We start from the raw sequence: 25,440 nt of genomic DNA on the forward strand, positions 1-25,440 counted from the left end.
TGTCAGCGTCTACCGATAATTTCCGGCCTTCCACCGTAACTATCGGACGGCCCGGGCCGTCCCCGACCGCTTGCGAGGTGCCGTGCCCGCATTCGATCTACCACCGGCCGAACTGGAGAACCACCGCCCCGCCCCCCACGAGCCCGCCGATTTCGACGCCTTCTGGCAGGCCACCCTGAAGGAGTCCGGGCAGGCCGAGCCGGTCCTGTCCGTGCGGCCGTTCGACAGCGGCCTGCGGCTGGTCGAGACCTGGGACGTGACCTTCCGCGGCTTCGCCGGCGACCCGGTGCGCGCCTGGTACACCCGGCCCGCCGAAGCCCCGCGACCGCTGCCGGCCGTCGTCGAGTACGCGGGGTACGGACGCGGGCGCGGACTCCCGCACGAGCGGCTCACCTGGGCGGCCGCCGGGTACGCCCATCTCCTCATGGACAACCGGGGCCAGGGCGACCAGTACGGGTGCGGCGGCGACACCCCCGACCCGCACGCCACGGCACCGAGCGGCCCGGGTCCGGCCGTACGCGGACTGCTGGACCCGCGCGACTACCACTACCGGCGCCTGATCACCGACGCGGTGCGCGCCGTCGCCGCCCTGCGCGCGCTGCCGGGGGTGGACGGCTCACGGGTGGCGGCGGTCGGCAACAGCCAGGGCGGGGGACTCGCTCTCGCCGTCGCCGGGCTCGTCCCCGACCTCGCGGCCGTACTGGTCAGCGCGCCCTTCCTGTGCGGCATCCGGCGCGCCCTCGAACTCACCGACGCCGCCCCGTACGGTGAGATCACCGCCTATCTCGCCGTGCACCGCGGCGCCGAGGCGGCTGCGTATCGCACCCTCTCCTACGTCGAGGGCGTCTCCTTCGCCCGGCGCGCGACCGCCCCCGCGCACTTCGGGATCGGTCTGCGCGACACGGTCTGCCCGCCGAGCGGCGCCTACGCCGCGTACAACCGCTACGCCGAACTCACCGGCCACGACCCCTTGAAGGAGATCCACCCCTACCCGTTCAACCAGCACGAAGGCGGCGACGCCGTCCATGTGCGCCGCCAACTCACTTGGCTCGACGGCATCCTGGGCGGCTGACGAGGGGCGGCCGACTGTGCGCGGCACCCGCCGCCGCGCCGCGGTCACCCGATCCGCGGCAGGCCCTCGACGCGTTCGTCCAGGAGGGCGGAGTAGTTGGCGCACATCTTGTCGACGTACGTGTCGAGGTTGAACTGGCGCTCCACGTGTCTGCGCCCCTCTCGCCCCAGCCGCTTCGACAAGGCCGGGTCGAGGAGCAGTCGGCGTACCCGGTCACTGAGCTGTTCCAGGTCGCCCGGGGTCACCACGTACCCGGTCCGGTCGTGCAGGACGGCCTCCGGCAGACCGCCGGTCGCGGTGACCACGACGGGACGCCCGGCGGACATCGCCTCCAGCGGCGCCAGCCCCAGGGGCTCGGGATAGTCCGAGGGGTAGACGACGACGTGGGCACGCGCGTAGAGCCGTGGCATCAGTTCCTTGGGGGTCGGGACCAGGTCCACGTGGGGGCGCAGTCCCAGGCCGTCGATCAACCGGTTGAGACGGTCGAGGAACCCCTGCTGCTCCTCGTGCCAGTCGACGACCTCCTGAGGACTTGTCAGCACAAGCCGTACGCTCAGGCCGGTCCGCCTGAGTGTGTCGAGCATGCGGACAGCCAGCTCGGCGCCTTTGTTGGGGATGAGACGAGCGGGCAGGAGCACGGTGTGGGGGCCGTCGCTCCGCGGGGGCGGCAGACTCCGGAACCTGTCGGTGGCGATCCCCAGATAGGTGCGCCGGGCCCGGATGCCGAGATGAGTGCGGCAGGCGAACGCGAGGTAGTCGGACACCACGTAGTGGCCGTCCCAGGAACGGCAGAACTGCGCTGTCCACGGATCCTCGGGCCAGACGCTGTGGTACGTGTGCAACAAGGTCGTACCGCTCTGTTCCCGAAGCCGGTTGAGGGCGAGGGCGGGGACCGGCGAGAAGTGATGCAGGTTGTGCCCGTGCACGATTCGGATGTCGCGCGCGTCCACGACCCGGGCGAGCCACTCGTGGAGTTCGGCCGCCCGACGCTGTTCGACCGGCGTCAGCCACCTTCCCGTGCGGCTGTTCTCACCCAGGGCGGCATGGTGGTACTCCGCGAGCCGCAGCAGCGGATGTGTGAGGATCTCGACCCGGTCGACGGGCTGCGGCCGGGCCTCACCGGTCAGCAGGGTCACCTGGTATCCCCGGCGGGTCAGCCGGCCGGCGTAGTCGGCGAGATGTGACTCGACACCCCCGACCGTAGGGGGAAAGGCCCAGTGCACGAGGGCGATGGAACGCCGCGATTCCGATGGCCTGCCGCGTACCACGTGTCTCCCTCTCGTCGGGGACCGCTGTGCGTTAGGTCGTGCAGGGGGCGGGGGCGGCGATGTGCCAGTGCTTGCCGTCGATGCCGAGCACCTCGGTGCCGCCGTGGGTGTCGACGCGGACGTCCACCGTGTCCGCACCGAGCCTCAACCCCCGAACAGAGTAGGGGGAATTCAGGCCCATGAGCGAGGGCGCGATCGGCCGTACCGTCAGCCGGCGGCGCGGAACGTCGGCTTCGAGACCGAGCATCGCGGAGCAGAGGAGCGTGGCCGAGGCCGCTGCCCACGCCTGGGGGCGGCAGGACGGCGGGAACGGGGCCGGCCGGCCGAAGCGGGGTGAGGGGTAGGCGGCGTAGAGCTCGGGCAGTTGGTGGTCGAAGTGCGCGGCCGCGTCGAGCATGCCGTCGATCAGCGCCGCGGCCTCGGCGGCGAACCCCGCGGTGGCGAGCCCGTGGACCGCGATGGCCGAGTCGTGCGCCCAGACCGAACCCCCGTGATAGCTGAAGGGATTGAACCCCGGCAGCCGAGCGGAACGGGTGCGGATTCCCCAGGGCGTCCGCAGTTCCTCCGAGACGAGGGCCTCGGCCACCTGCCGGCGTTCCTCGTCGTCGAGGAGGATCCCGGAGTTCAGCAGATGCCCCATGTTGGAGGTCAGTCCGCTGACGGGGTGCCCTTCGGCGTCGACGGCGATGGCCGGATAGCGCCGGCCCTTGGGCTCGGTGATCCAGAAGGACCGGTGGAAGGCGGCGCGCAGTCGGCAGGCGCGCTCCTGCCACCGCTCGGCCTCACCGCCCCCGTCCCCGAGGGCGGTGAGGATGTCGCTGTACGCCATCGCCGCCTGGTAAGCGTAGCCCTGCACCTCGCACAGGGCGATGGGCGGCTCGATGTGCCGTCCCTCGGCGTCGCGGACCGCGTCGGGAGAGTCCTTCCAGCCCTGGTGGAGCAGGCCGTTGGCCCTGCCCTTGCCGTAGCGGATCAGGTGGTCGCCGCCCATGGCGCCCTCCACCCATTTCATGGCGGCCCGGGCGTGGGGCAGCAGCAGCTTCAGTTCTTTCTCGGGAAGACCCCATTTCCAGGCTTCGTGCAGCAGCACGACGAAGAGCGGTGTCGCGTCCACGGAGCCGTAGTAGCGGGCCGGCAGGACCATGCCGTCCCCGTGCCGTGTCTCGGCCGGACGCAGTTCGTGCAGGATGCGTCCGGGGGCCTCCTCGGTGAACGAGTCGTGCCGCTCCCCCTGGCGACGGGCCAGGGTCCACAGCGTGCCGCGGGCGAGATCCGTGCCGAGCGGAAGCATCATCCGGGCCGCCCAGATGCTGTCGCGGCCGAACAGACCCAGGAACCAGGGACATCCGGCAGCCACGAACTGATCCTCACGCTCCCCGGCGGCGCTGCTCCGCTCGGCGAGGCGCAACGCCTCCAGATCGGCCAGTCCCCTCTTCAGCAACGCCGCCATGCGCTCGTGCCCGGTCACCTCCGGGGTCTGCCAGGGCACGCCGAGCCGAGGTGGTACGGGATGGCCCGCCACGGTGGTGGTCTTGCCCTGGAGCAACAGGCGTACGGACCACTCCTCGTCCGGCTGAAGGCACAGCTGCCAGCGGAACTCCGCACGGCCGGGGTGCTCCCGGTCGAGCAGGAGCTCCGGCTTGGGCAGGCCGCCCGCCGGTGCCGTCCGGCCGTCCGCCGACGTGGTGAGGGCCTCGGCGCGGAGCAGGACCCGGCTCTTGTCCCGCGGGCACAGCCAGCGCACGCCTCGGGCGACGCCCTCCACCTGCTCGCAGCCGACGTCGTCGACCGGGGCTCCCGCCTTGACCGTGGCGACGTCGGCGAGATCGGTCGCGGCCACCACGGAGAGGGTGAACCGCGCCTCCTGAGAGTTGACGTTGTGCAGCCGGATGACGTCGCCCGATTCCCCGCTTCCCGGCCGCCGCACCGCACGTTCCCGGGTGACCAGCAGCCAGGGGGCCGACGTCGGATCGCCGGGCTGTCGGCACATCGCCCGGAACACGGCCTCGCGGGGACCCTGCTGGCCGTGGTCGACCGGCTCCGGTTCCTGCCCGTTGACGAGCACTCTCAGCGTGTGGAGCAGCCGCCGGTCCTGGTCGTAGAAGCCGTCGACTCCGGTGCCCCGCAACTGTCCGTCGGTGGCCGACAGCGCGAACGACGGGGCGGCCAGGCAGATCACCCTGGTGTGCAGAAACGGCTGGAGGCCGACCTCGGGGGAGGCGGAGTCGATCACTGAAGTACCTTTCCGAAGCGCTGCGTGGCCACTGCGCCTGTGCCGGCTCGGCCTGTCGAGCATGCGTCGCATCGCCGCACGTAACAAGGGCGGTCCCCGGAGGAATTCAGCCCCGGCACGCGCTTGATGGGGAGCAACCATAACGGCTCACTGCCGCCTCAGCCATCGTCCGAGGCCGGTCGTCGCCGGAGTCGAGGAGTTCTGCAGCAACGGCGCCAAAAGGCGCTCTTCACCTCATAATTGTTGCTCTCATCGGGGGACGGTGTTGGACGGGGGGATCCCATGCGCCGTAGTAACCGGGTGCGGCGACGCCTGGACCAGGTACTGGTGTTCACGGGAGCGGCGGTCGCCGCGGGGGCGGGAACAGGGGTCAAGTTCGTCGACGGCGGCGTCCAAGCCCTGCTGATCTGTCTGCTGGCCGGCGGGACCGGCATCGGCGCGTACGCCGCGAACTCCCTGCGCGCCCGCGCCGGCGGGCCCCCGCCCCATGTCCTGATCAGTCACCCGGACGGCGACGAACCCTGGGCACTCTGGCTGGCGTGGCGGCTGCGGCGCATCGGGTATCTGACCTCCACCCGGTCCTGGGCGGCCACGGAGCGTACCGTGCCGCCCCCGCCGGAGGTGGCCCCGGACCACGAACTGATCATCCTCTCCCGGGCGTTGGACGACGCGGGTCCCGCCACGGAGGAGACCCGTCCGTCCCGCACGCGGGGCAGGACCGTCCTGGCCCTGGCGACCACCCACCGCGATCCCGCGCTGACCAGGTGGGCGGGGTACGAGGTGCTCAGCCTGGCGGGCCGCACCGCCGCCGAGGCAGCCGCCACCGTCGACGCCCGGCTGCACCACGCCGGTGCGGGCCCCCGGCCCGACTACACCGCCCCCCACGTGGCCGGCGAGGCCGAACCACGCTACCCGGGCGAAGGCGCCCTGGTCACCAATCTCCAGCCGCGCGGCGTCTCGCACTTCACGGCCCGGCGTACGGAACTCGCCCTGCTGCGGGAGGTCCTGGGCAGGGTGAACGTCTCCGGCGACGGACGGATCTGCGCGATCCACGGCCTGAGCGGCATCGGCAAGACCAGACTCGCACTGGAGTACGCCCGCCGGTACGAGGATCTGTTCGACGTCATCTGGATGGTCGAGGCCAGCCATCCCCCGACCGCGCGGGCGAGCCTCATCGCCCTGGCCCGCGCGCTCCAGGAACGGCGGGAGCGGCAGCCGGGTGCGGTGGCGGCCCAGGAGGAACGCGACCCGGAGCAGACGCTGCGCCGCCTGCTCCTCAACGAGCTGCCCAGGACCAAGTCACTGCTGATCTACGACGGGGCCGAGGACGATTCGGCCATCCGCGAGTTACTGCCCGACGCCAGGAACGGCGGCCAGGTCCTGATCACCTCGGTCAGCCCCGCCTGGCAGCGGATCGCCCCGCATCGCATCGCCCTCGAGGAGTTCTCCGCCGAGGAAGCGGTGGCCTTCCTGAGGGACGCGAGCGGTGTCGACGACGTGACCGGCCTGGGGCGCATCGTCGAACGTCTGGGGCGGTTACCCCTCCCGCTCGAACACGCCGCCGCCTATCTGCGCCAGTCGCCCGACATCGACTCCTATCTGCGCGCGCTGGAGCTGCCCTCCAGCCTGACCCCGCCCGCCCGTGCCGATGTGAGCCCGAGCGGCGCCGAGGCGTGGATCCTCTCCTTCAACCAGGTCGAAGCGAAGGACGAGGTCGCCGGTCTGCTCCTGCGTCTGTGCGCGTTCCTGGCCCCGCAAGGCATCCCCAGCTACTTCTTCGACAACGCGGCGGACCGCACCGACCTGCTCCCGGCGGCGCTCTGCGAGAGCGTGACGGAGCCGGCGCGTTACCTGCGGATCACGGGTACCGCGAAGAGCTACTCCCTGCTGACGGGTGAGGGCCAGCTGGTCATGCACACCAGGGTGCAGGCCGTCATCCGCGAGGCGATGACGGCCCACGAGCGCTCGGTCCACGCGGCCGACGCGGCCCGCCTGGTCAACGGGTGGTTCCCGGAGGATCCGGACCGTGTCAGGACCTGGCCCCAGTGCGTCGAACTGCTCCCGCACGCCCGCGTGGTGCTGGGCCACTGCCGGGACCACTCGGTGGTCGACGAGAACACCGCCACCCTGTTGCAGAGCGTGGGTGAGTACTTCCGGGCGCAGGGCGACCACAACGAGGCGGAGCGGCTCCTGATGGAAGCCCTGCACCAGCGGGAACGCCTCAGAGACCGCTCGCACCCGCTGGTCGCCGACACCTTGTTCTGCATCAGCCGGCTCAAGGTGCTGCGCGCCGAGTTGCCGGAGGCGCGGGACTTCGCCGAGCGCGCCCTCGACATCCGCACCCGGCTGCTCGGCGAGGGGGACCTCCGCACACTCGACAGCCGGTTGCAACTGGGCGAGGTGCTGCGCGAACTGGGTGACTTCGCGGCGGCGTCCGCGGTCGTGGAACAGACGATCCGGCGCCTGCGCAGAAGGGGCGACGCCGACCCGGTGAAGGTGGCCGAGAGCCTGCGCGACCTGGGTGTCGTCCGCTGGCGGCAGGGACGGCTCCCGGAGTCGATCGGCCACCACCGAGAGGCGCTCCAGTTGCTCGAACAGACCCCGGGAGGCGGTGAGCGGGCCCGGCGTGACGACACCGCGTCGGTGCACGAGGCACTGGGGCTGGCCCTGCTCGACTCCCGTGATCTGGAAGCGGCCGAACACCACCTGAGGACCGCGTTGGCCGTCCTCAAGGACGCGAAGTACGCCGAGGGCCACCCCCTCGTCCTGTCCTCCTCCGTCCATCTCGGCGAGACCCTCAGGCAACGGGCGATGCGGTATCGCGGGCGCGGCGACCAGCGCGCCGGTGCCCGGGAGCGTTCGTCCCCGGGGGACCTCGAGGCCGCGCGTCTGCTGGGCGAGGCGAAGCGGACCTTCGACCGCGTACTGTCCGCACCGCATATGAACGGGGACCATCCGGACCGCGCCTGCGCCCTCGTCCGCTACGCGCATCTGCTGCTCGACCAGGGCAACAGCGAAGCGGCCATGACGGAGGTGACGAACGCGCACCGGATCTACACCGACAAGTACGGCTCCCGGCATCCCTACGTGGCCGAGGCCTGCTACCGCAGGGCACTCATCCACAAGAAGCGGGGACAGTTGCAGAAGGCGCTCGAGGATCTCGAAACGGGGCGAGAGATCTATCTGGGCGTGCACCCCGCCGATCATCCCCTGCTGCGGCAACTGGACGACGAACTCCAGGATGTCTCCGCCGCCGCGACCGGAGACCATCCGTGACACGGCGTGCCGGCCCTCGTGCAGCCCGTCCACTCCCTTGTCCCCGCTCCCTGCCTCCACCTAGTCTGACTTTGTGCCGCAAATAAACAAAACCTGTTCGCCCAGCGTCGTGCCGAACACCGACCTCACCCGGCTCCGCGTCGCCCTCACCGTCTTCTTCGCCCTGGACGGCTTCGTCTTCGCCGGCTGGGTCGTCCGGATTCCGGCCATCAAGGAGCAGACGGGCGCGTCGGCGAGCACACTCGGACTCGCGCTGCTCGGAGTCTCGGCCGGTGCGGTGATCACCATGATGCTCACCGGACGCCTCTGCCGCCGCTTCGGCAGCCACCCGGTGACGGTGGTCTGCGGCGTCCTGCTGTCGGTGAGCGTCGCGCTGCCGCCGTTGACGCACTCCGTACCGGCCCTGGGCGCGGTGCTCCTGGTCTTCGGAGCGGCGTACGGCGGGATCAACGTGGCGTTCAACAGCGCGGCCGTCGATCTGGTGACCGCGCTGCACAGGCCTGTGATGCCGAGCTTCCACGCCGCCTTCAGCCTCGGCGGGATGGTCGGCGCCGGGCTCGGCGGACTGGTCGCCGCCCATCTGTCCCCCACCCACCATCTGCTCGCCCTCACCATGGTCGGCCTGCTGGTGACGGCGGTCGCGGGGCGCACCCTGCTCCGTCACGAGCCCCCGGTGCCGCCGGACCGCCCGCGACAGGAGGAACACGCCCGGCGGCCTCTCGACGGCCGTACGCGCGGACTGGTCCTCGTCTTCGGCCTCATCGCGCTCTGCACGGCGTTCGGGGAGGGCGCGATGGCCGACTGGGGCGCCCTGCACCTGGAGCAGGACCTGGACGCCCACCCGGGCGTCGCGGCCGCCGGCTACTCCTGCTTCGCCCTCGCCATGACGGCCGGCCGGCTGAGCGGAACGGCACTCCTCGAACGGCTGGGCCGGACCCGCACCGTGGTCGTGGGCGGCACGACCGCCGCGGCCGGCATGCTCCTCGGCGCGCTCGCCCCCTCGGTGTGGGCGGCACTGCTCGGCTTCGCGGTCACGGGGCTCGGCCTCGCGAACCTGTTCCCGGTCGCCGTCGAACGCGCCGGCGCGCTGGCGGGCCCGAGCGGAGTCGCGATCGCCTCCACGCTCGGATACGGCGGCATGCTCCTCGGGCCGCCCGCGATCGGCTTCATGGCGGACTGGTACTCCCTGCCGGCGGCACTCACGAGCGTGGCGGCACTCGCGGCGGTGGCCGCGGCGATCGGCTTCGTGACACGGCGTACGACGGCAGACTGACGGGCGACGGGCAGCGGGCAGCGGGCAGCGGGCAGCGGGCAGCGGGCAGCGGGCAGCCAGGAGACTTTCGCGGTCCTCGCTCCCCGCGACCCCTCAGGGCGGCAGACGGCCCGTCACATACAGTCCGTCACAGACGGACAGCCGCAGACGGTCAGCCGCACTCGGCCGCGTCGCCCGCCAGCATCCGCGTCAGCACCGCGCGCTGCACCGGCAGCACCTCGTCACGCAGGGCGCGGCCCTTCGGGGTGAGGCACACCTGCACGCCGCGCCGGTCCTCCGGGCACATCCCGCGCGTCACGAGGCCGTCCTTCTCCAGGCGGCCGATCAGCCGGGACAGGGCGCTCTGACTGAGATGGACGCGGTCGGCGATCTCCTGCACGCGGTAGCCGCTGCCGCCGTCCGGCGCGGCACCCTCGGCCAGCACGTCGAGCACCTCGAAGTCACTGGCGCCCAGACCATGCGGGTGCAACTCGCGGTCGAGCTCGCACAACGTACGCGCATGCACCGCGAGAATCCCGCGCCACTGGTCCACGAGCACTTGCTCGGCCTTCTTCGCCGCCATGGACGCACGGTAGCAAAAAATCGAGTTTGTTGCATCGGAATTAAATGCATTTGCATTCAATGCATGCGCATGTACTGTCTTCCCTATGACCTCTCCGCTCACCACCTCCGTGTCCGGGGGACGCTGGACCCCTCGGCTGTGGGGCACCCTGCTGGTGCTCTGCGCCGCGATGTTCCTGGACGCGCTGGACGTGTCGATGGTCGGCGTCGCCCTGCCGTCCATAGGCTCCGAACTCGACCTCTCCACCTCGACGCTCCAATGGATCGTCAGCGGCTACATCCTGGGATACGGCGGACTGCTCCTCCTCGGCGGACGCACCGCCGACCTGCTGGGCCGCCGCCAGGTCTTCCTGGTGGCCCTGGGCGTCTTCGCGCTCGCCTCGCTGCTCGGCGGCCTCGTCGACTCGGGGCCGCTGCTGATCGCCAGCCGCTTCATCAAGGGCCTGAGCGCCGCGTTCACCGCGCCGGCGGGCCTGTCGATCATCACCACGACCTTCGCCGAGGGCCCGCTGCGCAATCGCGCGCTCTCCATCTACACCACCTGCGCGGCCACCGGCTTCTCGATGGGTCTCGTGCTGTCCGGACTGCTCACCGAAGCCAGCTGGCGCCTCACCATGCTGCTGCCCGCGCCCATCGCGGTGATCGCGCTGCTCGCGGGTCTGAAGCTGCTCCCTCGCAGCGAACGCGAGAAGGACCACAACGGCTATGACATCCCCGGCGCCATCCTCGGCACCGCGTCGATGCTGCTGCTCGTCTTCACCGTCGTGGAGGCCCCCGAGGCCGGCTGGGCGTCGGCCCGCACGCTGCTCTCCTTCCTCGCCGTCGCCGCCCTGCTCACGGTCTTCGTCCGGGTCGAGCGGCGATCACCGGGTCCCCTGATCCGGCTCGGGGTGCTGCGCTCCGGCAGTCAGATCCGGGCACAGCTGGGCGCGATGGCGTTCTTCGGCTCGTACGTCGGTTTCCAGTTCCTGGTGACGCTCTACATGCAGTCGTTGCTCGGCTGGTCGGCGCTGCACACCGCGCTCGCCTTCCTGCCCGCCGGCGCACTGGTCGCGCTGTCCTCCACGAAGGTCGGGGCCGTCGTCGACCGCTTCGGCACCCCGCGCCTCATCGCGGCGGGCTTCGCGCTGATGGTCGTCGGATACGCGCTGTTCCTGCGCATCAGCCTCGATCCTTCGTACGCGGCGGTCATTCTGCCGACGATGCTACTGATCGGCGCGGCCTGCGCGCTGGTCTTCCCCTCGCTCAACATCCAGGCCACCAACGGTGTGGACGACCACGAGCAGGGCATGGTCTCCGGCCTGCTCAACACCTCGGTGCAGGTGGGCGGCGCGATCTTCCTGGCGGTCGTGACGGCCGTGGTCACGGCGAACGCGCCCGAGGGCTCCTCCCCGCAGGCGGTGCTGGACAGTTACCGCCCCGGTCTGATCGTGGTGACCGGGATCGCCCTCGCGGGCCTGCTGATCACTCTCACGGGACTGCGGACGCGGCGCACCCAGGCGTCCGTCGTGGTCGCGGAGTCACCCCAGAAGGCGCCGGAGGCGGAGCGCGTGGCAGTACACGACTAGGGCCTCAACATGCCCCAGGGGGAGCCTCCGTGGTGTGCGTCCGGCGCGGTTGACCGCCCGCCGGGCGCACGCCTGTTTGACTCGGGGTGCGGGTCCGGGGATCAGCCCAGCCAGCCCGGCCGCACCAACCCCGACTCGTAGGCCAGCACCACGAGTTGGGCCCGGTCGCGGGCACCCAGCTTGACCATCGTCCGGCTGACGTGCGTCTTGGCGGTGAGGGGACTGACGACCAGGCGGCGGCCGATCTCGTCGTTGGACAGACCGAAACCGACCAGCGCCATCACCTCCCGCTCCCGCTCGGTGAGTCCGGCGAGGGAGTCGGCGGCCGCCGGCGCCTTGGAGCGGGCCGCGAACTCGGAGATCAGCCGCCGGGTCACCCCGGGCGAGAGCAGTGCGTCGCCCTGGACCACCGCCCTTACCGCACGCAGGAGTTCGTCCGGCTCGGTGTCCTTGACGAGGAAGCCGGAGGCACCGGAGCGGATCGCCTCGAAGACGTACTCGTCGAGTTCGAAGGTGGTGAGCATGACCACCTTGACGTGCCCGAGGTCCGCGTCGTCGGTGATCCGGCGGGTCGCCGCCAGGCCGTCGAGGAACGGCATGCGGATGTCCATCAGCACGACGTCCGGGCGCAGTTCGCGCACCTTGCGCAAGGCCTCCTCGCCGTCGGCGGCCTCGCCGGCCACGTCGATGTCCGGCTGTGCGTCGAGCAGCGCCTTGAACCCCGCCCTGACCAGCGACTGGTCGTCGGCGAGCAGTACCCGGATCACCGGTCCTCCTTGATCTGAAGGGTCTCCTCGGGCGGCGCCCTGAACGGCAGTACGGCAAGCACCCGGAAACCGCCGTCGGCGCGCGGTCCCGCCTCGATCGTGCCACCCAGCGCGGCGGCCCGTTCGCGCATTCCGGCGAGCCCGTTCCCACTGCCGCCCGCGTCGACGCCGGCCGCGGGCCCGTCGTCGTCGATACGGAGACGCAGTACGCCCTGGGTGCCGCCCTGCGTGCTCGCGTGGGGGTCGACCCGAGTGCCGGCCCGCGCGTCACCTGGGAGGTCACCGCCGGTGTCGCCCCGGCCGTCGTCGATCAGCACGCGCGCGTGCCGCGATCCCGAATGCCGTACGACGTTCGTCAGTGCCTCCTGGACGATCCGGAAGGCGGCGAGATCGGTGCCGGGCGCGAGCTTCGGCACCTCGCCCTCGATCTCGACCGTCAACCCCGCGCTCGCCGCCTGCTCGACCAGTTCCGACAGCCGGTCGAGCCCGGGCGCCGGCGCACGCGGCGCTTCGTCGGGCGTGCGCAGGGTGTCGAGTACGTGCCGCACCTCTCCCAACGCCTCCTTGCCGGCCGCCTTGATGATGGTGAGCGCCGTGCGCGCCTGCTCGGGGTCGGAGTCGAGCAGCGCGAGACCGACGCCCGCCTGAACGTTGATCACCGAGATGCTGTGCGCGAGGACGTCGTGCAGTTCGCGGGCGATCCGCAGCCGCTCCTCGTCGGCGCGCCGCCGGGCCGCCTGTGCCCGCTCGGCGCGTTCGCGGGCCCACTGCTCACGGCGTAGCCGTGCCAGCTCCGACACCGCCATGATCGCCACCACCCAGGTGACGATGACGATCTCCTGCCCCCAGGGGGCGGGCGCGTCCCCGGAGGGCGGCAGCCACCGGTAGAGCCAGTGCGACACCACCACATGTCCGGCCCAGAGCATGCCGACCGCGGTCCACGCGGCCCTGCGGTGCCCGGCGACAACCGCGCTGTAGCAGCCGACGGCGACGATGAGGAACACCGGCCCGTACGCATATCCGGCACCCAGATACAGCATCGCGGCCGCCGCCGTACCGAAGACGACGGGCACCGGATGGCGATGCCGCCACAGCAGGAGGGCCGAACCGAGGAGCAGCAGTGCGCGCGCGAAGGGGTCCAGCGGCGCACGGCCCCCCTCCTGCACGTGCGCGGCGAAGTCCGAGCCGACGAGTACCAGGACGGTGAGCAGCGCCGTCGAGCGCCACGGCAGACGGGGACCGCGGCCACGGCCCTGGCGCCGGTCGTCGACCCAGCGGCGCCACCACGGTGGTCCGTGCCGCCACCCCTGGGCGTTCGCGCGCTGTTCCTCCATGGCGTTCACGCTAGACGGCACGGGGAGTGGGCGGCGTCGGCCGAGCGTGGTGATCACGTCTACTCCCCGGGGAGTACAGGTCGGCCGGGGCGCGCCCTCTCCCGGCTACCGCGTGGCCGACAGGTCGTCGATCTCGGCTGCGAAGAGCGCGGCCGGGTCGAAGCCCATGCCCGTGAAGTGGCCGGCGAGTTCCAGGGACAGGACGCCGTGCAGACGGGTCCAGAAGGCCAGCGCCGTGTGCAGGACCGCGGGCGGGGCGGGGTGGTCGGCCGCCCATGGGCGGTGGTCCGCGAGGTGTTCGTCGAACGCGTCGCCGTGCGGGGCCGCGCCCGGCGCCGCCGCACACGCGTCGAGCAGGGTCGACATGATCTCCGAGGCGATCGCGGTGACGTCCTCGGGTGCGTGATAGCCAGGTACGGGCGTGCCGTAGACGAGGAAGTACCGCTGGGGGTCGCCGAGTGCCCAGTCGCGCATCGCGTGCGCCAGTCCTACGAGGTCGGCGCCCGACTCGGCGGCGGCGCGGAAGGCGTCCGCGAGGCTGCGGTAGGCGTCCCGGATCAGCTCGGTGATCAGTTCGTCGCGGCCGGCGAAGTAGCGGTAGAGCGCCGGGCCGCTCATGCCCAGCTGCTTGGCGATCGCGTTCAGGGACAGCCCTGACGCGCCCGCGGTGGCGATCTGCTCCCAGGCCCGTTCCTTGATCTCCGAGCGCACCTGGGCCCGGTACCGCTCTCGGGGACTCTCCTTGACTCCGGCCATCGTCCGCGACGCTCCCCTCTGCCTTCACCGCTTCGTCTCACTCTTCGCCGCACTCTTCGTTTCAACCTATCACCAGAGATAGAGCCAGTAACAGAGATGGAAGCAAGGGCTTGACACCATCGCGAGCGCTAGTCATTCTCGTTATAGCTTCTAACGCAAGCAAGTGACTCTAGACGGAGGTCGTCATGGAAGGCGTCATCGCGAGCAGGGAACTCCTCGAGGTCGTGCTGCCCGGCACGGTGGAACCGGAGGGGCTTCAGCTCCGGTACCGGGCGCTACCGGCCCCGGAAGCCGGGCAGATCCTGATCGCGATGGAGGCCACCGGCGTCTCCTTCGCCGAGCAGCAGATGCGCCGCGGCCGGTACTACGACCAGCCGCCGTTCCCCTTCGTCCCGGGCTACGACCTGGTCGGCACCGTGCGCGCGGCCGGCAGCGGAGTCACTCCCGGCCTGGTCGGCAAGCGGGTGGCCGCCTTGACGAAGGTCGGTGGCTGGGCCAGTCATGTGGTGATCGACGCGGCGGACGCGGTGGAGGTGCCCGCCGGCGTCGGGGCGGCTGAGGCGGAGACACTGGTGGTCAACGGAATCACCGCGTGGCAGATGCTCCACCGCAAAGCCCGGGTGCGCGCCGGGCAGACAGTCCTCGTCCATGGAGCCAACGGCGGCGTGGGCACGGTCCTCGTGCAGCTCGCGCGCGCCGCGGGCGTGAAGGTGATCGGCACGGCGTCCGCGCGCCATCACGACGCCCTGCGTGAACTGGGCGTGACCCCGGTCGACTACCGCACCGAGGACGTCCCCGGCCGGGTCCGCGAACTGGCTCCGAACGGGGTGGACGCCGTGTTCGACCACGTCGGCGGACGGAGCGTGATCGACTCCTGGCGGCTGCTCGCACCGGGCGGCACCCTCGTCTCCTACGGCAGCGCCGCCACCCGGGACGACACGGGCTCCAAGCAGTGGCCCGTACTGAAGATCCTCGGCCGGGTGTGGCTGTGGAACACCCTGCCGAACGGCCGTCGCGCGTACTTCTTCAACGTCTGGGCGGGCCGCGCCCTGAGCAAGAACCGCTTCCGCGCCCGGCTGCGCGCCGACCTCACCGAGGTGTTCGCGGCCCTCCAGCGCGACGAGGTCACCGCCAGGATCGCCGCCAGGCTCCCGCTCGCGCGCGTCGCCGAAGCGATGCGGCTGGCGGAGTCGGGGACGGTCGCCGGCAAGGTCGTGCTGATCCCGTAGTACGACCCGCCGGACCCGGGGGTGCGACCCGCGTGCCCCGTACCCTGCCGGTCTCAGGGCCCCTGCTTACTCCCGCCGCGCGGCGGGGTCGGCCCGGTGAAGACCAGACCCACGTCGTGGGCGAGCTGGGCGGCGGCGTGCCGGAAGAACGGCTCACGGTCCTCGACCAACCGGTGGAACTGGCCGAACAGCTCGAAGCCGACCAGCCCGAAGAGCTTCGCCCAGGCCGCGACGAGCGCCACGACCGTCGCCGGCGGAAGGTCCGGCGCGAGATCGGCGGCCATCCGCCGGGCCTCGGGCTCGAGTTCGGCGGGCAGCCGCGAGCCGACGACACCGGGTCCCTGGTGCGCGTCGCGGACGATGCCCATGAGAACCAGGCCGACGCGGGACGCGGCCGGCACGGTGGTGTCGGGCGCTACGTAACCGGGCACCGGCGAACCGTAGATCAGCGCGTACTCGTGCGGATGAGCCAGCGCCCAACCGCGCACCGCCTCGCACACGGCGACCCACCGCTGGGCATGGTTCGCCGCGTCGGAACCCTTGGCGTGCGCCGCCTCGGCGGTCTCACCGAGGGAGTCGTAGGCGTCGATGATGAGGGCGGTCAACAGGTCGTCGCGGCTGGGGAAGTAGCGGTACAACGCGGAGGAGACCATGCCTAGCTCGCGGGCGACGGCCCGCAGCGAGAGCCTGGCGGCGCCTTCCGCAGCGAGTTGTCTGCGCGCCTCGTCCTTGATCGCGGCGGTCACTTCGGTCCGGGCTCGGGCGCGGGCTCCTCGTGCGGTGCTCATGCCGGGCAGTGTCCCATGCTTTCGGAGCAGTGCACACAGTTCGGAGCAGTGCACACAGTCCGGAGCAGTGCTCCGGGTGGAGAGCAGTGCCCATAACTGAGAGCACTGCTCTTGCTTTGGAGCGCCGATCTCATGCACACTCCTCTCAAGCGAGAGCACCGCTCTCCAAAGCGTCGGGAGTCAGCATGTCGTCGTCCCCGTACTACCTCCAGGGCAGCCGGTTCACCATCCGCATGAACGGCGTCATCGGCTGGCTCGCCCGCCGCGGATTCAGCCTCAAGGGCACGGCCGAGCTCTCGGTGCGCGGCCGCAAGAGCGGGCAGCAGCAGCGCATCCCCGTCAACCCGCACCCGTACGAGGGCGCCGAATACCTGGTCTCGGCCCGCGGCCACTCCCAGTGGGTGCGCAACATGCGCGTCGCGGGAGGCGGTGAGCTGCGGGTCGGCCGCACGGTGCGCGCGTTCACCGCGGTGGAACTTCCCGACGAGGAGAAGCTCCCCGTCCTGCGGGCCTACCTCGAGAAGTGGGGCTGGGAGGTCAACCAGTACTTCAAGGGCGTGACGGCCAAGTCAACCGACGAGGAGCTGATCGCGGCCGCCCCCGACCACCCGGTGTTCCGGATCACGGTCAAGCCGTGATCCGGGCCCGGCGTACCTGACCTACCCGGCGTACCCCGCCGCCCCTGCCTGCCCGCACCCGTCGCACCGCCGTACCGCTGCGCCTACCGATCCAGCGAGGTCAGGACACGCCCCGCCATCGGGTGGCTGCGGACGAGTTCGCCGAGCGAGGTGGCACCCCGGGTGATCTGCGCGAACGCCTTCCAGGCGGGCCTGAAGCCGGTGAGCGCCGCGTGGAACATGCCGGGACGGCGCTCGAACGCCGTGAGCATGCGCTTGCCGACGCTCATTTCGACGCCCAGCCCCGCCTTGATCGCGAAGGCGTAGTTCAGGGCCTGGCGCCGCGTGTCCACGGCGTCGTGGGCCTCGGCGATACGGACCGCCCACTCCCCCGCCAGCCGTCCCGACCGCAGCGCGAAGGAGATGCCCTCCCGGGTCCACGGCTCGAGGAGCCCGGCCGCGTCACCGCACACCAGCACCCGCCCGCGCGACAGCGGCGAGTCGTCGGCACGGCAGCGGGTCAAGTGACCTGAGGAGATGCTCGGTTCGAAACCGGCGAGGCCGAGCCGGGCGATGAAGTCCTCCAAGTACCGCTTGGTGGCGGCACCTTCACCTCGCGCCGAGATCACACCGACGGTGAGCGTGTCCCCCTTGGGGAACACCCAGCCGTAACTGCCGGGCATCGGCCCCCAGTCGATCAGGACCCGCCCCTGCCAATCCTCGGCGACGGTCTCCGGCACCGGGATCTCCACCTCCAGGCCGAGGTCGACCTGGTCGAGCTTCACACCGACATGCGCGCCTATCCGGCTGGCGCTGCCGTCCGCCCCGACGACGGCCCGCGCGAGCAGGGAATCGCCGCCCTGAAGGACGACGGCGACCGTGCGGCGGTCCGGTACGGCGGACCCGTGCTGCTCGACCCGCGAGACCGTGACACCCGTACGGAGTTCGGCGCCCGCCTTCTGTGCGTGCTCGACGAGCTGCTGGTCGAACTCGGGCCGGTTGATCAGGCCGAACAGCATCTGCTTGGAGCGACGGGTGCGCGTGAACCGGCCGTTGTTCGAGAACGTGACCGCGTGCACCCGGTCCTGGAAGGGCAGCTCGAAGCCGGGTGGCAACGCGTCACGCGAAGGGCCGATGATGCCGCCGCCGCACGTCTTGTAACGGGGCAGCTCCGCCTTCTCGAGGAGCAGGACACTGCGTCCCGCGACCGCTGCCGCATAGGCGGCCGAGGCGCCCGCGGGCCCCGCGCCGACCACGACGACATCCCAAACCTGCTGCGCGTCGTCCGTCGAAGAGTTCTCGCTGCTCACGATGGTCTACTGCTCCCGATCAAGCCGCTTGCCGCACCTGTCTCAGGCATCCTACGGCGGGCGTCGCCGCCGGCCCCTGTGGGAGGATCGGCAGCGTATGCGCCCTGCACACCAGAACACGCGTACGCACCGCACGGACACCCGTACTCATAAGTACAACGTCGCACCTACAAGGAGCGTGCCCATGTCGTCGAATCCGGTCGCCGAGACCGTCGCCTCCCTGATGCCGCGGGCGAAAGCGGAGCTCACCGAGCTGGTGGCCTTCAAGTCGGTGGCGGACTTCGACCAGTTCCCGAAGAGCCAGAGCGAGGGTGCCGCCAAGTGGGTCGCGGAGGCGCTGCGCGACGAGGGCTTCCAGGACGTGGCACTGCTCGACACCCCGGACGGCACACAGTCGGTGTACGGGTTCCTGCCCGGCCCGGCGGGCGCGAAGACCGTGCTGCTGTACGCGCACTACGACGTGCAGCCGCCGCTGGACGAGACGGCCTGGGTCAGCCCGCCCTTCGAGCTGACCGAGCGCGACGGCCGCTGGTACGGGCGCGGTTCCGCCGACTGCAAGGGCGGCGTCGTCATGCACCTGCTGGCCCTGCGTGCGCTCAAAGCGAACGGTGGCGTTCCGGTGAACGTCAAGGTGATCGCCGAGGGCTCGGAGGAGCAGGGTACCGGTGGTCTCGAGCGGTACGCCGAGCAGCACCCCGAGTTGCTGACCGCCGACGCCATCGTCATCGGCGACGCGGGCAACTTCCGGGTGGGTCAGCCGACGGTCACGTCGACGCTGCGCGGTATGACGCTCGTCCGCGTGAAGGTCGACACGCTCGCAGGCAACCTGCACTCGGGGCAGTTCGGCGGCGCGGCGCCCGATGCGCTGGGCGCGCTGATCCGCGTACTGGACTCGCTGCGGGCTGAGGACGGATCGACCACCGTCGACGGGCTGACCGGCGACGCCCGGTGGGAGGGGCTGCGGTACGAGGAGGAGCAGTTCCGCAAGGACGCCAAGGTGCTCGACGGCGTGGAGCTGATCGGTTCCGGCGCCGTCGCCGACCGCATCTGGGCGCGTCCGGCCGTCACCGTGCTCGGCATCGACTGCCCGCCGGTCGTCGGGGCGACCCCGTCCGTGCAGGCCGGCGCCCGGGCGCTGGTGAGTCTTCGGGTGCCGCCGGGCGTGGACGCGGCCGAGGCGGCCAAGCTGCTCCAGGCCCACCTGGAGGCGCACACACCGTGGGGCGCGCGGGTGAGCACGGAGCAGATCGGCCAGGGCCAGGCGTTCCGTGCGGACACCACCAGCCCGGCGTACGCGGCGATGGCCGAGGCGATGTCGGTCGCCTACCCGGGCCAGGAGATGCAGTACGCGGGCCAGGGCGGCTCCATCCCGCTGTGCAACACGCTCGCCTCCCTGTACCCGCAGGCGGAGATCCTGCTGATCGGCCTGAGCGAGCCGGAGGCGCAGATCCACGCCGTGAACGAGAGCGTGTCTCCGGAGGAGCTGGAGCGGCTCTCGGTGGCGGAGGCCCTGTTCCTGCGCAACTACGCGGCGGTCTGAGCCAGTCTGCCCACAGCAGAGGGCCCTCCCCCACCGGGCGATGGCCCTCTACGTTCGCCTCATGCAGGTCATCGAAGTCCTCTCGGGGCGTACCGCACTCCATCTGCTGCGCTTCGCCGTCGGCCAGGCGTATCTCTGGTGCGACGGCGACGAGTCGACGCTGATCGATGCGGGTGCGGTCGGCTCGGCCGCCTCGATCGTCCAGGCGCTCACCGGCATCGGGCGTCGCCCCGAGGACGTACGACGCATCGTGCTGACCCACTTCCACGAGGACCACGCGGGCGGGGCGGGCGAGTTCGCGGCGTTGAGCGGCGCTCGTGTGTCGGCCCACCGGCTGGACGCGCCGGTCGTACGGGGCGAGCTCCCCGGACCGCCGCCGGTGTTCGAGGACTGGGAGCGACCGATCCATGCCGGGGTGAGCAAGCTCCTGCCGGAGCGGTCCCCCGACCAGGTGCGGCCCGAGGCCGTCGCCGAACTGTCCGACGGCGATGTCCTGGACTTCGGCGGTGGCGCACGCGTCGTCCACGCCCCGGGGCACACGGCCGGGAGTGTCGCCTTCCATCTCCCCGAGCACGGCGTGCTGTTCACGGGAGACGCCGTCGCGGCCTCGCCCGTCGACGGCCGCGTCATGCTCGGCGTGTTCAACGTCGACCGGGCCCAGGCCGTCGACTCGTTCCGCCGACTGGCATCACTCGACGCGGACATCGCCTGCTTCGGCCACGGCGGTCCGGTGGTCGGCGCTGCCGCTGGGGCGCTGCGCGCGTCGGCGCGGACGTACGACGAGGTGTAGCGGTCGTCGTCCGCGGCGGACAGTCTTGGTGCGGGGCGGGGCGGTGCGGGGCGGTGCGGCGGACCGGCCGGGCCGACGACCGGGCCACCGGCACGCCCCGCGCGAGTCCGCCGGGTCGGGGTCAGCCGAGCGGGATCCCGGCCTCCAGATACAGCGCCGCACCGCGCTCGCGTGCGCGCAGCGCCCAGCGGAGCCGTTCGTACCGCACGGGCGGCAGCAGCCCGGCCGCCTCCTCCTCGGTGACGAAGCGCCAGTCGCGCAGTTCGGGCCCGGGCAGCACCAGGCGTCCGGCCTCATGGCTGTCGAGGAGCCCTCCGTCGAAGAGGAAGCGCAGTCCGCCGTAGCCCGGCGGCACAGGCGCTTCCCAGTCGACGACGAGGAGCCGGGGTACCTCGTCGAGCCGGATGCCGGTCTCCTCGGCGACCTCGCGCATGCCGGCCCGTGCGGGCGCCTCGCCGGGTTCGACGACACCTCCGGGGAACTCCCAGCCGGCTTTGTAGGTGGGGTCGACGAGCAGTACCCGGTCCTGTTCGTCGAAGAGGAGCACACCCGCGGCGAGGGTCTCGGCGGTCGGCTCGGGGGTCTGCACGATGTCGCACGCGGGCGCGTCCCCGGTGCGCACGGCCTCGGCGATCCGCAGGGCGGTCTCGTACGGGGTGAGGGCGCTGGTGTCGACGGGGTGGGCGTCGGCGGTGAGCCAGGCGGCGAGGGCGGCCCGGTAGGGCTCGATGTGGTCGTACGACCACTGCCGTACCCGCATCTCGCCGTCAGCCAGGTCTGCGGGGATCTCCCGCTCGGCTATTCGCTCCCGCAGGATCGTTTCCGCCGGGGCGAGGAGGACATGGCGTACGGGAATGCGCCGGGAGGCGAGGCCACCGAAGATCTCGTCGCGGTACTCCTGTCGCAGCAGGGTCATCGGAACCACCAGGACACCACCGAGATCGGCGAGCATCGCGGCCGCGGTGTCGACCACGAGCCGTCGCCAGATCGGCAGGTCCTGGAAGTCGCCGACCTCGGCGAGGCGTTTGGGCGGCAGCAGGTGCGTGAGTGCGCCGCCGATGACCTCGGGGTCGAAGAGCGCGCTGTTCGGGATCAGTTCGATCAGTTCCCGTGCGGTGGTGGTCTTCCCCGCACCGAACGCACCGTTGATCCAGACGATCACGGTTCCCCCTCTTCTGTTGGCCCCCCTGTGGCTTGCCCTCTCCACCCTGCCACGGAAACCAGGCCCTGATGAGGGCGCCTCGGCGTGTCCGACACGCCGCGGCGCCGGTGCCCCCGTCCCCGGGGCACCGGCGCCGCGACCATCGGATCCCGTCAGCCTTTCCGTCCCAGGGCGTTGTCGTCCACGGCCAGGCTGTCGCTGTTGATGGTGTGGTCGACGGTGCTGATCGTGTCGTTGACGTTCAGATCACCGATTACGTCGCCGTCCACGGCGTGGGACGGAGTGACTGCGGCGACGACGAACCCGGCGGCGAGGGAGGCGATGGCGAGCATGCTGCGCTTCTTCATGCCCGGTTCAACTGCGGAACCGGGCATGAGTCACGGCCCGGTCCCCGTTTCGGCCACACTGTCCCTTCGAGGACCCGAGCGTGACTCCCGTCGGGAAGCGTGACCGCGCCCGCTCCCACGGCCGTGCCGCGCAAGAGATTCCGCCGGGACATCCGATGTCCTGCCTCGTCCCCGGATGCGCCAGGCCCCTCAACGATGGCTGTGCCACGTCCCCCTCAACGGGCTGCCACCTCACACAACCGAACGCGCGGCTTGGATCTCACTCCCATGTGAGGGCGCCGTCAAGGGTTCTGGCGGGATATCGAACAAACACTACCGCCCTCTTCCAACAGAGTCCGACACGTTCTAACGTAAAAGTGCATGGTTGACGTGAACATGGTGACATCCCGCCTTTAGCGCGCTCGGAGGAACGTAACGATGCGTCACCCCTACGCCCGCACAACCCGCACAACCCGCACAACCCGCACAACCCGCCGAAGAGTCGTCGGAGCGCTCACCGCAGGACTGTTGTGTACGGCCGGGCTCGCGGCGCCGGCCCTCGCCGCTCCCGCCGCCGGTCCGGTCTCGCCCCGGCCGGCCGACAGCCTCGCCCTCACCCCGCCGATGGGCTTCAACAACTGGAACTCCACGGGATGCCGACCGGAGTTCAACGAGGACATGGTCAAGGGGACAGCCGACATCTTCGTCGAGAAGGGTCTCAAGGACGCCGGGTACCAGTACGTCAACCTGGACGATTGCTGGGCCCTGCCGGCCCGGGACTCGAACGGCAAGTTGGTGCCGGATCCCGCTCGATTCCCGGGTGGAATCAAGGCGGTTGCCGACTATGTGCACTCCAAAGGGCTCAAGCTCGGCATCTACACCAGCGCGGGCACCAAGACATGCAACGAAGCCGGTTTCCCGGGCGCGCTGGGCCACGAGTACAGCGACGCCCAACAGTTCGCGGACTGGGGCGTCGACTACCTCAAGTACGACAACTGCAACAACCAGGGTGTCGACGCGAAGCTCCGCTACACCACGATGCGTGACGCGCTGAAGGCCACGGGGCGCCCCATCGTCTACAGCCTCTGCGAGTGGGGCGAGAACAAGCCCTGGGAGTGGGCGTCGGACGTCGGACAGCTGTGGCGTACGACCGGGGACATCAGCGACAGTTGGGGCTCGATGCTGTCGATCCTCAAGCAGAATCTGCCCCTCGCGCCGTACGCCGGTCCCGGCCACTGGAACGACCCGGACATGCTGGAGGTCGGCAACAGCGGCATGACCGACACCGAGTACCGCACCCACTTCTCGATGTGGTCGATCATGGCCGCGCCGCTGCTCATCGGCTCGGACCTGCGCAAGGCGTCCGCCGCGACCTTCGACATCCTCGACAACAAGGAGGTCATCGCCGTCGACCAGGACCCGCTGGGCAAGCAGGGCACGGTGCTCTCCTCCGAGGGCGGACGCTGGGCCGTCACCAAGGAGATGAAGGACGGCAGCCGGGCGGTGGCCCTCTTCAACGAGACGGACAGCGCACAGCGGATCACCACCACCGCGCAGGCCGTAGGACTGCCGAAGGCACACGCGTACACGCTGCGCGATCTGTGGCAGCACAGGAGCTACAACACCGCCGGCACGATCTCGGCGACCGTCCCGGCGCACGGGACGGTCCTCGTACGGGTCTCGGCCGACGCCGCATGGGCCAAGAACCCGCCCGCCGTCGAACTGGGCGTGGACGGCAGCCCGTTGCTGGAGGCGGGCAGGACGGTCGCCCTGACCTCGGCGCTCACCGACCTCGGCCGTACGCCCGCGAAGCGTGTCTCCGTGACACTGAGCGGGCCCCGGGGGTGGCGGGTGAGGGCGACCTCGCCGACCACCGCGGGCACGGTGCCGACAGGCCGTTCGCTGCGCACGAAGTGGAAGGTCACCGCGCCCGACGGCACGGCCGCCGGCTCGTACGACCTGACGCTGAAGGCGACCTACCGCTCGCCGACGGGGGTACGCGCCGAGACCCTGGTGCCGCTCGCGGCGTCCGTGGTGCCGGCCCCGCCCTCGGGCGTCTCCTACCTCGGGGACCTGCCCTGGATGTCGACGACCAACGGCTGGGGCCCGGTGGAGCGCAACACCAGCAACGGTGAGAGCGCCGCCGGCGACGGTCGTCCGATCACTGTCGACGGCGTCGTCCACGCCAAGGGGATCGGTGTGCACGCCGAGAGCACCATCGCGTACTACACCGGCAGGTCGTGCGAGACAGTCACCGCGGACGTGGGGGTCGACGACGAGCAGGACACCAATGGCAGCGTCACCTTCGAGATCTGGGCGGACGGCACCAGAGTCGCCTCGACCGGGGTCCTGACCACCGCGATGCCGGCGCGACCGCTCTCGGCCGATGTGACCGGCGCCCAGGTGGTCCGGCTGGTCGTCACCGACGGCGGCAACGGCATCACCTCGGACCACGCGGACTGGGCGGACGCCAAGCTCAGCTGCTGACGTCGGGCAAGGGGCCGGGAGCCGTCGGCCTCAGCCGCTCACCCCGACGGCGGTCGCGCTCGGCTTCCTGCTGAGCGCGGCCGCCGCGGCGCCGACCAGACCGGCGTCCGTGCCCATCTGCGCGGGCGTCACGGTCAGCCGCTGCACGAACGACAGGGTGGCGTAGTCCCGCAGCGCGGCCCGCAGCGGCGTGAAGAGGACATCCCCCGCCTTGCCCACTCCCCCGCCGATGACGGCGATGTCGACCTCGACGAGGGTCGCGGTCGCGGCGATCCCCGCGGCCAGCGCCTGGGCCGCCCGCTCGAAGGAGGCCACGGCCACCGGGTCGCCCGCCCGCGCGGCGGCGGCCACCGCGGCGGCCGAGGTGTCACCGTCGGGGCCCGGCTGCCAGCCGCCCTCCAGCGCGCGGCGCGCGATGTTGGGTCCGCTCGCGATGCGCTCCACGCAGCCGCGGGAACCGCATGGGCACAGGTCGCCGTCGAGGTCCACGCTGATGTGCCCGATGTGGCCCGCGTTGCCGGTGGGGCCCGAGTGCAACTGCCCGCCGAGGACCAGGCCACCGCCGACGCCGGTGGACACGACCATGCACAGCGCGTTGTCGTGGCCGCGAGCCGCGCCCTGCCAGTGCTCGGCCGCCGTGATCGCCACACCGTCGCCGATCAGCTCGACGGGCAGCCCCGCCGTGGCCTTGCGGACCCGCTCGACCAGCGGGTAGTCGCGCCACCCCGGCACGTTCACGGGGCTCACCGTGCCCGCGGAGGCGTCCACGGGGCCCGCGCTGCCGATGCCGACGGCCGTCGCCCCGCCCCACAGCGAGGAGCCGGTCAACTCGCCTATGACGTCCTCGACGGCACCCATCACGGTGTCGCCGTCCTCCTGCGCGGGCGTGGCGCGCTGGGCACGCAACAGGATCCGGCCGTGGCCGTCCACCAGCGCTCCGGCGATCTTGGTGCCGCCGATGTCGAGCGCGGCCACGAGGTCGGTGTGCATCAGTTTCAGATCTCCCAATGCCGTGTCGTACCGGTCCCGGCACGGCGACTGCCGTCACGGTTCCGGGTCCGGGTCCCCGGCCGAGAGCGGGCT

At 71.3% G+C, this 25,440-nt stretch carries 21 protein-coding genes; 9 read left to right on the forward strand and 12 right to left on the reverse strand.

Annotated features, from left to right (window positions below):
* The first annotated feature begins 82 nt into the window (after positions 1 to 82).
* Positions 83 to 1,072: an acetylxylan esterase gene (locus SAVERM_RS07750; protein ID WP_037645981.1), complete on the forward strand. Its 990-nt coding sequence runs from the start codon at positions 83 to 85 to the stop codon at positions 1,070 to 1,072.
* Between the two features lie 44 nt (positions 1,073 to 1,116).
* Here the strand turns inward: SAVERM_RS07750 and SAVERM_RS07755 are convergent, their stop codons facing one another.
* Together SAVERM_RS07755 and SAVERM_RS07760 are read right to left on the reverse strand one after the other, a co-directional pair.
* Positions 1,117 to 2,295 carry a glycosyltransferase family 4 protein gene (locus SAVERM_RS07755; RefSeq protein WP_107083178.1) on the reverse strand — a complete coding sequence of 393 codons (1,179 nt, stop codon included), beginning with the start codon at positions 2,293 to 2,295 and terminating at the stop codon, positions 1,117 to 1,119.
* A gap of 76 nt (positions 2,296 to 2,371) precedes the next feature.
* Positions 2,372 to 4,573, reverse strand: a complete 2,202-nt coding sequence (locus SAVERM_RS07760; RefSeq protein ID WP_010982897.1) for an amylo-alpha-1,6-glucosidase — start codon at positions 4,571 to 4,573, stop codon at positions 2,372 to 2,374.
* A 282-nt stretch (positions 4,574 to 4,855) separates the two neighbouring features.
* On the opposite strand from SAVERM_RS07760, the gene SAVERM_RS07765 reads away from it, so the two are divergent.
* Entirely contained in the window at positions 4,856 to 7,849 is a 2,994-nt protein-coding gene (locus SAVERM_RS07765) for a tetratricopeptide repeat protein (protein ID WP_078234587.1), read from the forward strand.
* 109 nt (positions 7,850 to 7,958) lie between these two features.
* Positions 7,959 to 9,122, forward strand: coding sequence for an MFS transporter (locus tag SAVERM_RS07770; RefSeq protein WP_037645980.1), 1,164 nt, complete (start codon positions 7,959 to 7,961; stop codon positions 9,120 to 9,122).
* A gap of 151 nt (positions 9,123 to 9,273) precedes the next feature.
* Here the strand turns inward: SAVERM_RS07770 and SAVERM_RS07775 are convergent, their stop codons facing one another.
* On the reverse strand, positions 9,274 to 9,684 hold the full coding sequence (locus SAVERM_RS07775) for a MarR family winged helix-turn-helix transcriptional regulator (RefSeq protein WP_037645977.1): 411 nt from the start codon (positions 9,682 to 9,684) through the stop codon (positions 9,274 to 9,276).
* 85 nt (positions 9,685 to 9,769) lie between these two features.
* Here SAVERM_RS07775 and SAVERM_RS07780 point away from each other — a divergent pair, with 85 nt between their 5' ends.
* Positions 9,770 to 11,251 (forward strand): MFS transporter, encoded by a 1,482-nt coding sequence (locus SAVERM_RS07780; RefSeq protein ID WP_010982901.1) that lies wholly within the window; start codon positions 9,770 to 9,772, stop codon positions 11,249 to 11,251.
* A gap of 101 nt (positions 11,252 to 11,352) precedes the next feature.
* On the opposite strand, the gene SAVERM_RS07785 is transcribed toward SAVERM_RS07780, so the two are convergent.
* From SAVERM_RS07785 to SAVERM_RS07795, 3 genes are all read right to left on the reverse strand, one after another.
* Entirely contained in the window at positions 11,353 to 12,018 is a 666-nt protein-coding gene (locus SAVERM_RS07785) for a response regulator transcription factor (RefSeq protein ID WP_010982902.1), read from the reverse strand.
* The gene (locus tag SAVERM_RS07790) at positions 12,015 to 13,352 is read right to left on the reverse strand and encodes a sensor histidine kinase (protein ID WP_010982903.1); all 1,338 of its coding nucleotides are present in this window, start codon (positions 13,350 to 13,352) and stop codon (positions 12,015 to 12,017) included. The genes SAVERM_RS07785 and SAVERM_RS07790 overlap by 4 nt, the downstream gene beginning before the upstream one ends.
* 105 nt (positions 13,353 to 13,457) lie before the next feature.
* Positions 13,458 to 14,108 (reverse strand): TetR/AcrR family transcriptional regulator, encoded by a 651-nt coding sequence (locus SAVERM_RS07795; protein ID WP_010982904.1) that lies wholly within the window; start codon positions 14,106 to 14,108, stop codon positions 13,458 to 13,460.
* A gap of 185 nt (positions 14,109 to 14,293) precedes the next feature.
* Between SAVERM_RS07795 and SAVERM_RS07800 the strand changes: the two genes are divergently transcribed.
* Positions 14,294 to 15,337, forward strand: coding sequence for a medium chain dehydrogenase/reductase family protein (locus SAVERM_RS07800; RefSeq protein WP_010982905.1), 1,044 nt, complete (start codon positions 14,294 to 14,296; stop codon positions 15,335 to 15,337).
* Between the two features lie 53 nt (positions 15,338 to 15,390).
* Here the strand turns inward: SAVERM_RS07800 and SAVERM_RS07805 are convergent, their stop codons facing one another.
* Positions 15,391 to 16,125 carry a TetR/AcrR family transcriptional regulator gene (locus SAVERM_RS07805; RefSeq protein WP_010982906.1) on the reverse strand — a complete coding sequence of 245 codons (735 nt, stop codon included), beginning with the start codon at positions 16,123 to 16,125 and terminating at the stop codon, positions 15,391 to 15,393.
* 185 nt (positions 16,126 to 16,310) lie between these two features.
* Here SAVERM_RS07805 and SAVERM_RS07810 point away from each other — a divergent pair, with 185 nt between their 5' ends.
* Positions 16,311 to 16,763 carry a nitroreductase/quinone reductase family protein gene (locus SAVERM_RS07810; RefSeq protein WP_037645973.1) on the forward strand — a complete coding sequence of 151 codons (453 nt, stop codon included), beginning with the start codon at positions 16,311 to 16,313 and terminating at the stop codon, positions 16,761 to 16,763.
* 83 nt (positions 16,764 to 16,846) lie between these two features.
* Here the strand turns inward: SAVERM_RS07810 and SAVERM_RS07815 are convergent, their stop codons facing one another.
* Positions 16,847 to 18,052: a geranylgeranyl reductase family protein gene (locus tag SAVERM_RS07815; protein WP_010982908.1), complete on the reverse strand. Its 1,206-nt coding sequence runs from the start codon at positions 18,050 to 18,052 to the stop codon at positions 16,847 to 16,849.
* Between the two features lie 184 nt (positions 18,053 to 18,236).
* On the opposite strand from SAVERM_RS07815, the gene SAVERM_RS07820 reads away from it, so the two are divergent.
* Both SAVERM_RS07820 and SAVERM_RS07825 read left to right on the forward strand, forming a co-directional pair.
* The gene (locus tag SAVERM_RS07820; protein ID WP_010982909.1) at positions 18,237 to 19,592 is read left to right on the forward strand and encodes a dipeptidase; all 1,356 of its coding nucleotides are present in this window, start codon (positions 18,237 to 18,239) and stop codon (positions 19,590 to 19,592) included.
* A gap of 61 nt (positions 19,593 to 19,653) precedes the next feature.
* Positions 19,654 to 20,382, forward strand: a complete 729-nt coding sequence (locus tag SAVERM_RS07825; protein WP_037646210.1) for an MBL fold metallo-hydrolase — start codon at positions 19,654 to 19,656, stop codon at positions 20,380 to 20,382.
* A 121-nt stretch (positions 20,383 to 20,503) separates the two neighbouring features.
* Here SAVERM_RS07825 and SAVERM_RS07830 read toward each other — a convergent pair whose 3' ends face one another.
* The 3 genes from SAVERM_RS07830 to SAVERM_RS45865 all read right to left on the reverse strand — a co-directional run bounded on the left by SAVERM_RS07830 (position 20,504) and on the right by SAVERM_RS45865 (position 22,043).
* The gene (locus SAVERM_RS07830) at positions 20,504 to 21,544 is read right to left on the reverse strand and encodes an NUDIX hydrolase (RefSeq protein WP_010982911.1); all 1,041 of its coding nucleotides are present in this window, start codon (positions 21,542 to 21,544) and stop codon (positions 20,504 to 20,506) included.
* A gap of 152 nt (positions 21,545 to 21,696) precedes the next feature.
* Positions 21,697 to 21,891 (reverse strand): hypothetical protein, encoded by a 195-nt coding sequence (locus SAVERM_RS07835; protein WP_010982912.1) that lies wholly within the window; start codon positions 21,889 to 21,891, stop codon positions 21,697 to 21,699.
* Positions 21,888 to 22,043, reverse strand: a complete 156-nt coding sequence (locus SAVERM_RS45865) for a twin-arginine translocation signal domain-containing protein (RefSeq protein WP_237528738.1) — start codon at positions 22,041 to 22,043, stop codon at positions 21,888 to 21,890. Before SAVERM_RS45865 ends, SAVERM_RS07835 begins: the two co-directional genes overlap by 4 nt.
* Before the next feature lie 265 nt (positions 22,044 to 22,308).
* Between SAVERM_RS45865 and SAVERM_RS07840 the strand changes: the two genes are divergently transcribed.
* The gene (locus SAVERM_RS07840) at positions 22,309 to 24,357 is read left to right on the forward strand and encodes an NPCBM/NEW2 domain-containing protein (RefSeq protein WP_010982913.1); all 2,049 of its coding nucleotides are present in this window, start codon (positions 22,309 to 22,311) and stop codon (positions 24,355 to 24,357) included.
* A gap of 30 nt (positions 24,358 to 24,387) precedes the next feature.
* Here SAVERM_RS07840 and SAVERM_RS07845 read toward each other — a convergent pair whose 3' ends face one another.
* Positions 24,388 to 25,347: an ROK family protein gene (locus tag SAVERM_RS07845; RefSeq protein WP_010982914.1), complete on the reverse strand. Its 960-nt coding sequence runs from the start codon at positions 25,345 to 25,347 to the stop codon at positions 24,388 to 24,390.
* Positions 25,348 to 25,440 lie beyond the last annotated feature (93 nt).

Origin of the sequence: Streptomyces avermitilis MA-4680 = NBRC 14893, assembly GCF_000009765.2 — a bacterium.
Lineage (GTDB): Bacteria > Actinomycetota > Actinomycetes > Streptomycetales > Streptomycetaceae > Streptomyces > Streptomyces avermitilis.

What these genes read in the sequence shown, in the direction of transcription:
- SAVERM_RS07765 (WP_078234587.1), top strand. Translation starts at nt 4,856, where the DNA reads ATGCGCCGTAGTAACCGGGTGCGGCGACGCCTGGACCAGGTACTGGTG.
- SAVERM_RS07775 (WP_037645977.1), bottom strand. Translation starts at nt 9,684, where the DNA reads ATGGCGGCGAAGAAGGCCGAGCAAGTGCTCGTGGACCAGTGGCGCGGG.
- SAVERM_RS07780 (WP_010982901.1), top strand. Translation starts at nt 9,770, where the DNA reads ATGACCTCTCCGCTCACCACCTCCGTGTCCGGGGGACGCTGGACCCCT.
- SAVERM_RS07790 (WP_010982903.1), bottom strand. Translation starts at nt 13,352, where the DNA reads ATGGAGGAACAGCGCGCGAACGCCCAGGGGTGGCGGCACGGACCACCG.
- SAVERM_RS07795 (WP_010982904.1), bottom strand. Translation starts at nt 14,108, where the DNA reads ATGGCCGGAGTCAAGGAGAGTCCCCGAGAGCGGTACCGGGCCCAGGTG.
- SAVERM_RS07800 (WP_010982905.1), top strand. Translation starts at nt 14,294, where the DNA reads ATGGAAGGCGTCATCGCGAGCAGGGAACTCCTCGAGGTCGTGCTGCCC.
- SAVERM_RS07805 (WP_010982906.1), bottom strand. Translation starts at nt 16,125, where the DNA reads ATGAGCACCGCACGAGGAGCCCGCGCCCGAGCCCGGACCGAAGTGACC.
- SAVERM_RS07810 (WP_037645973.1), top strand. Translation starts at nt 16,311, where the DNA reads ATGTCGTCGTCCCCGTACTACCTCCAGGGCAGCCGGTTCACCATCCGC.
- SAVERM_RS07820 (WP_010982909.1), top strand. Translation starts at nt 18,237, where the DNA reads ATGTCGTCGAATCCGGTCGCCGAGACCGTCGCCTCCCTGATGCCGCGG.
- SAVERM_RS07825 (WP_037646210.1), top strand. Translation starts at nt 19,654, where the DNA reads ATGCAGGTCATCGAAGTCCTCTCGGGGCGTACCGCACTCCATCTGCTG.
- SAVERM_RS07835 (WP_010982912.1), bottom strand. Translation starts at nt 21,891, where the DNA reads ATGAAGAAGCGCAGCATGCTCGCCATCGCCTCCCTCGCCGCCGGGTTC.
- SAVERM_RS45865 (WP_237528738.1), bottom strand. Translation starts at nt 22,043, where the DNA reads ATGTCCCGGCGGAATCTCTTGCGCGGCACGGCCGTGGGAGCGGGCGCG.
- SAVERM_RS07840 (WP_010982913.1), top strand. Translation starts at nt 22,309, where the DNA reads ATGCGTCACCCCTACGCCCGCACAACCCGCACAACCCGCACAACCCGC.
- SAVERM_RS07845 (WP_010982914.1), bottom strand. Translation starts at nt 25,347, where the DNA reads ATGCACACCGACCTCGTGGCCGCGCTCGACATCGGCGGCACCAAGATC.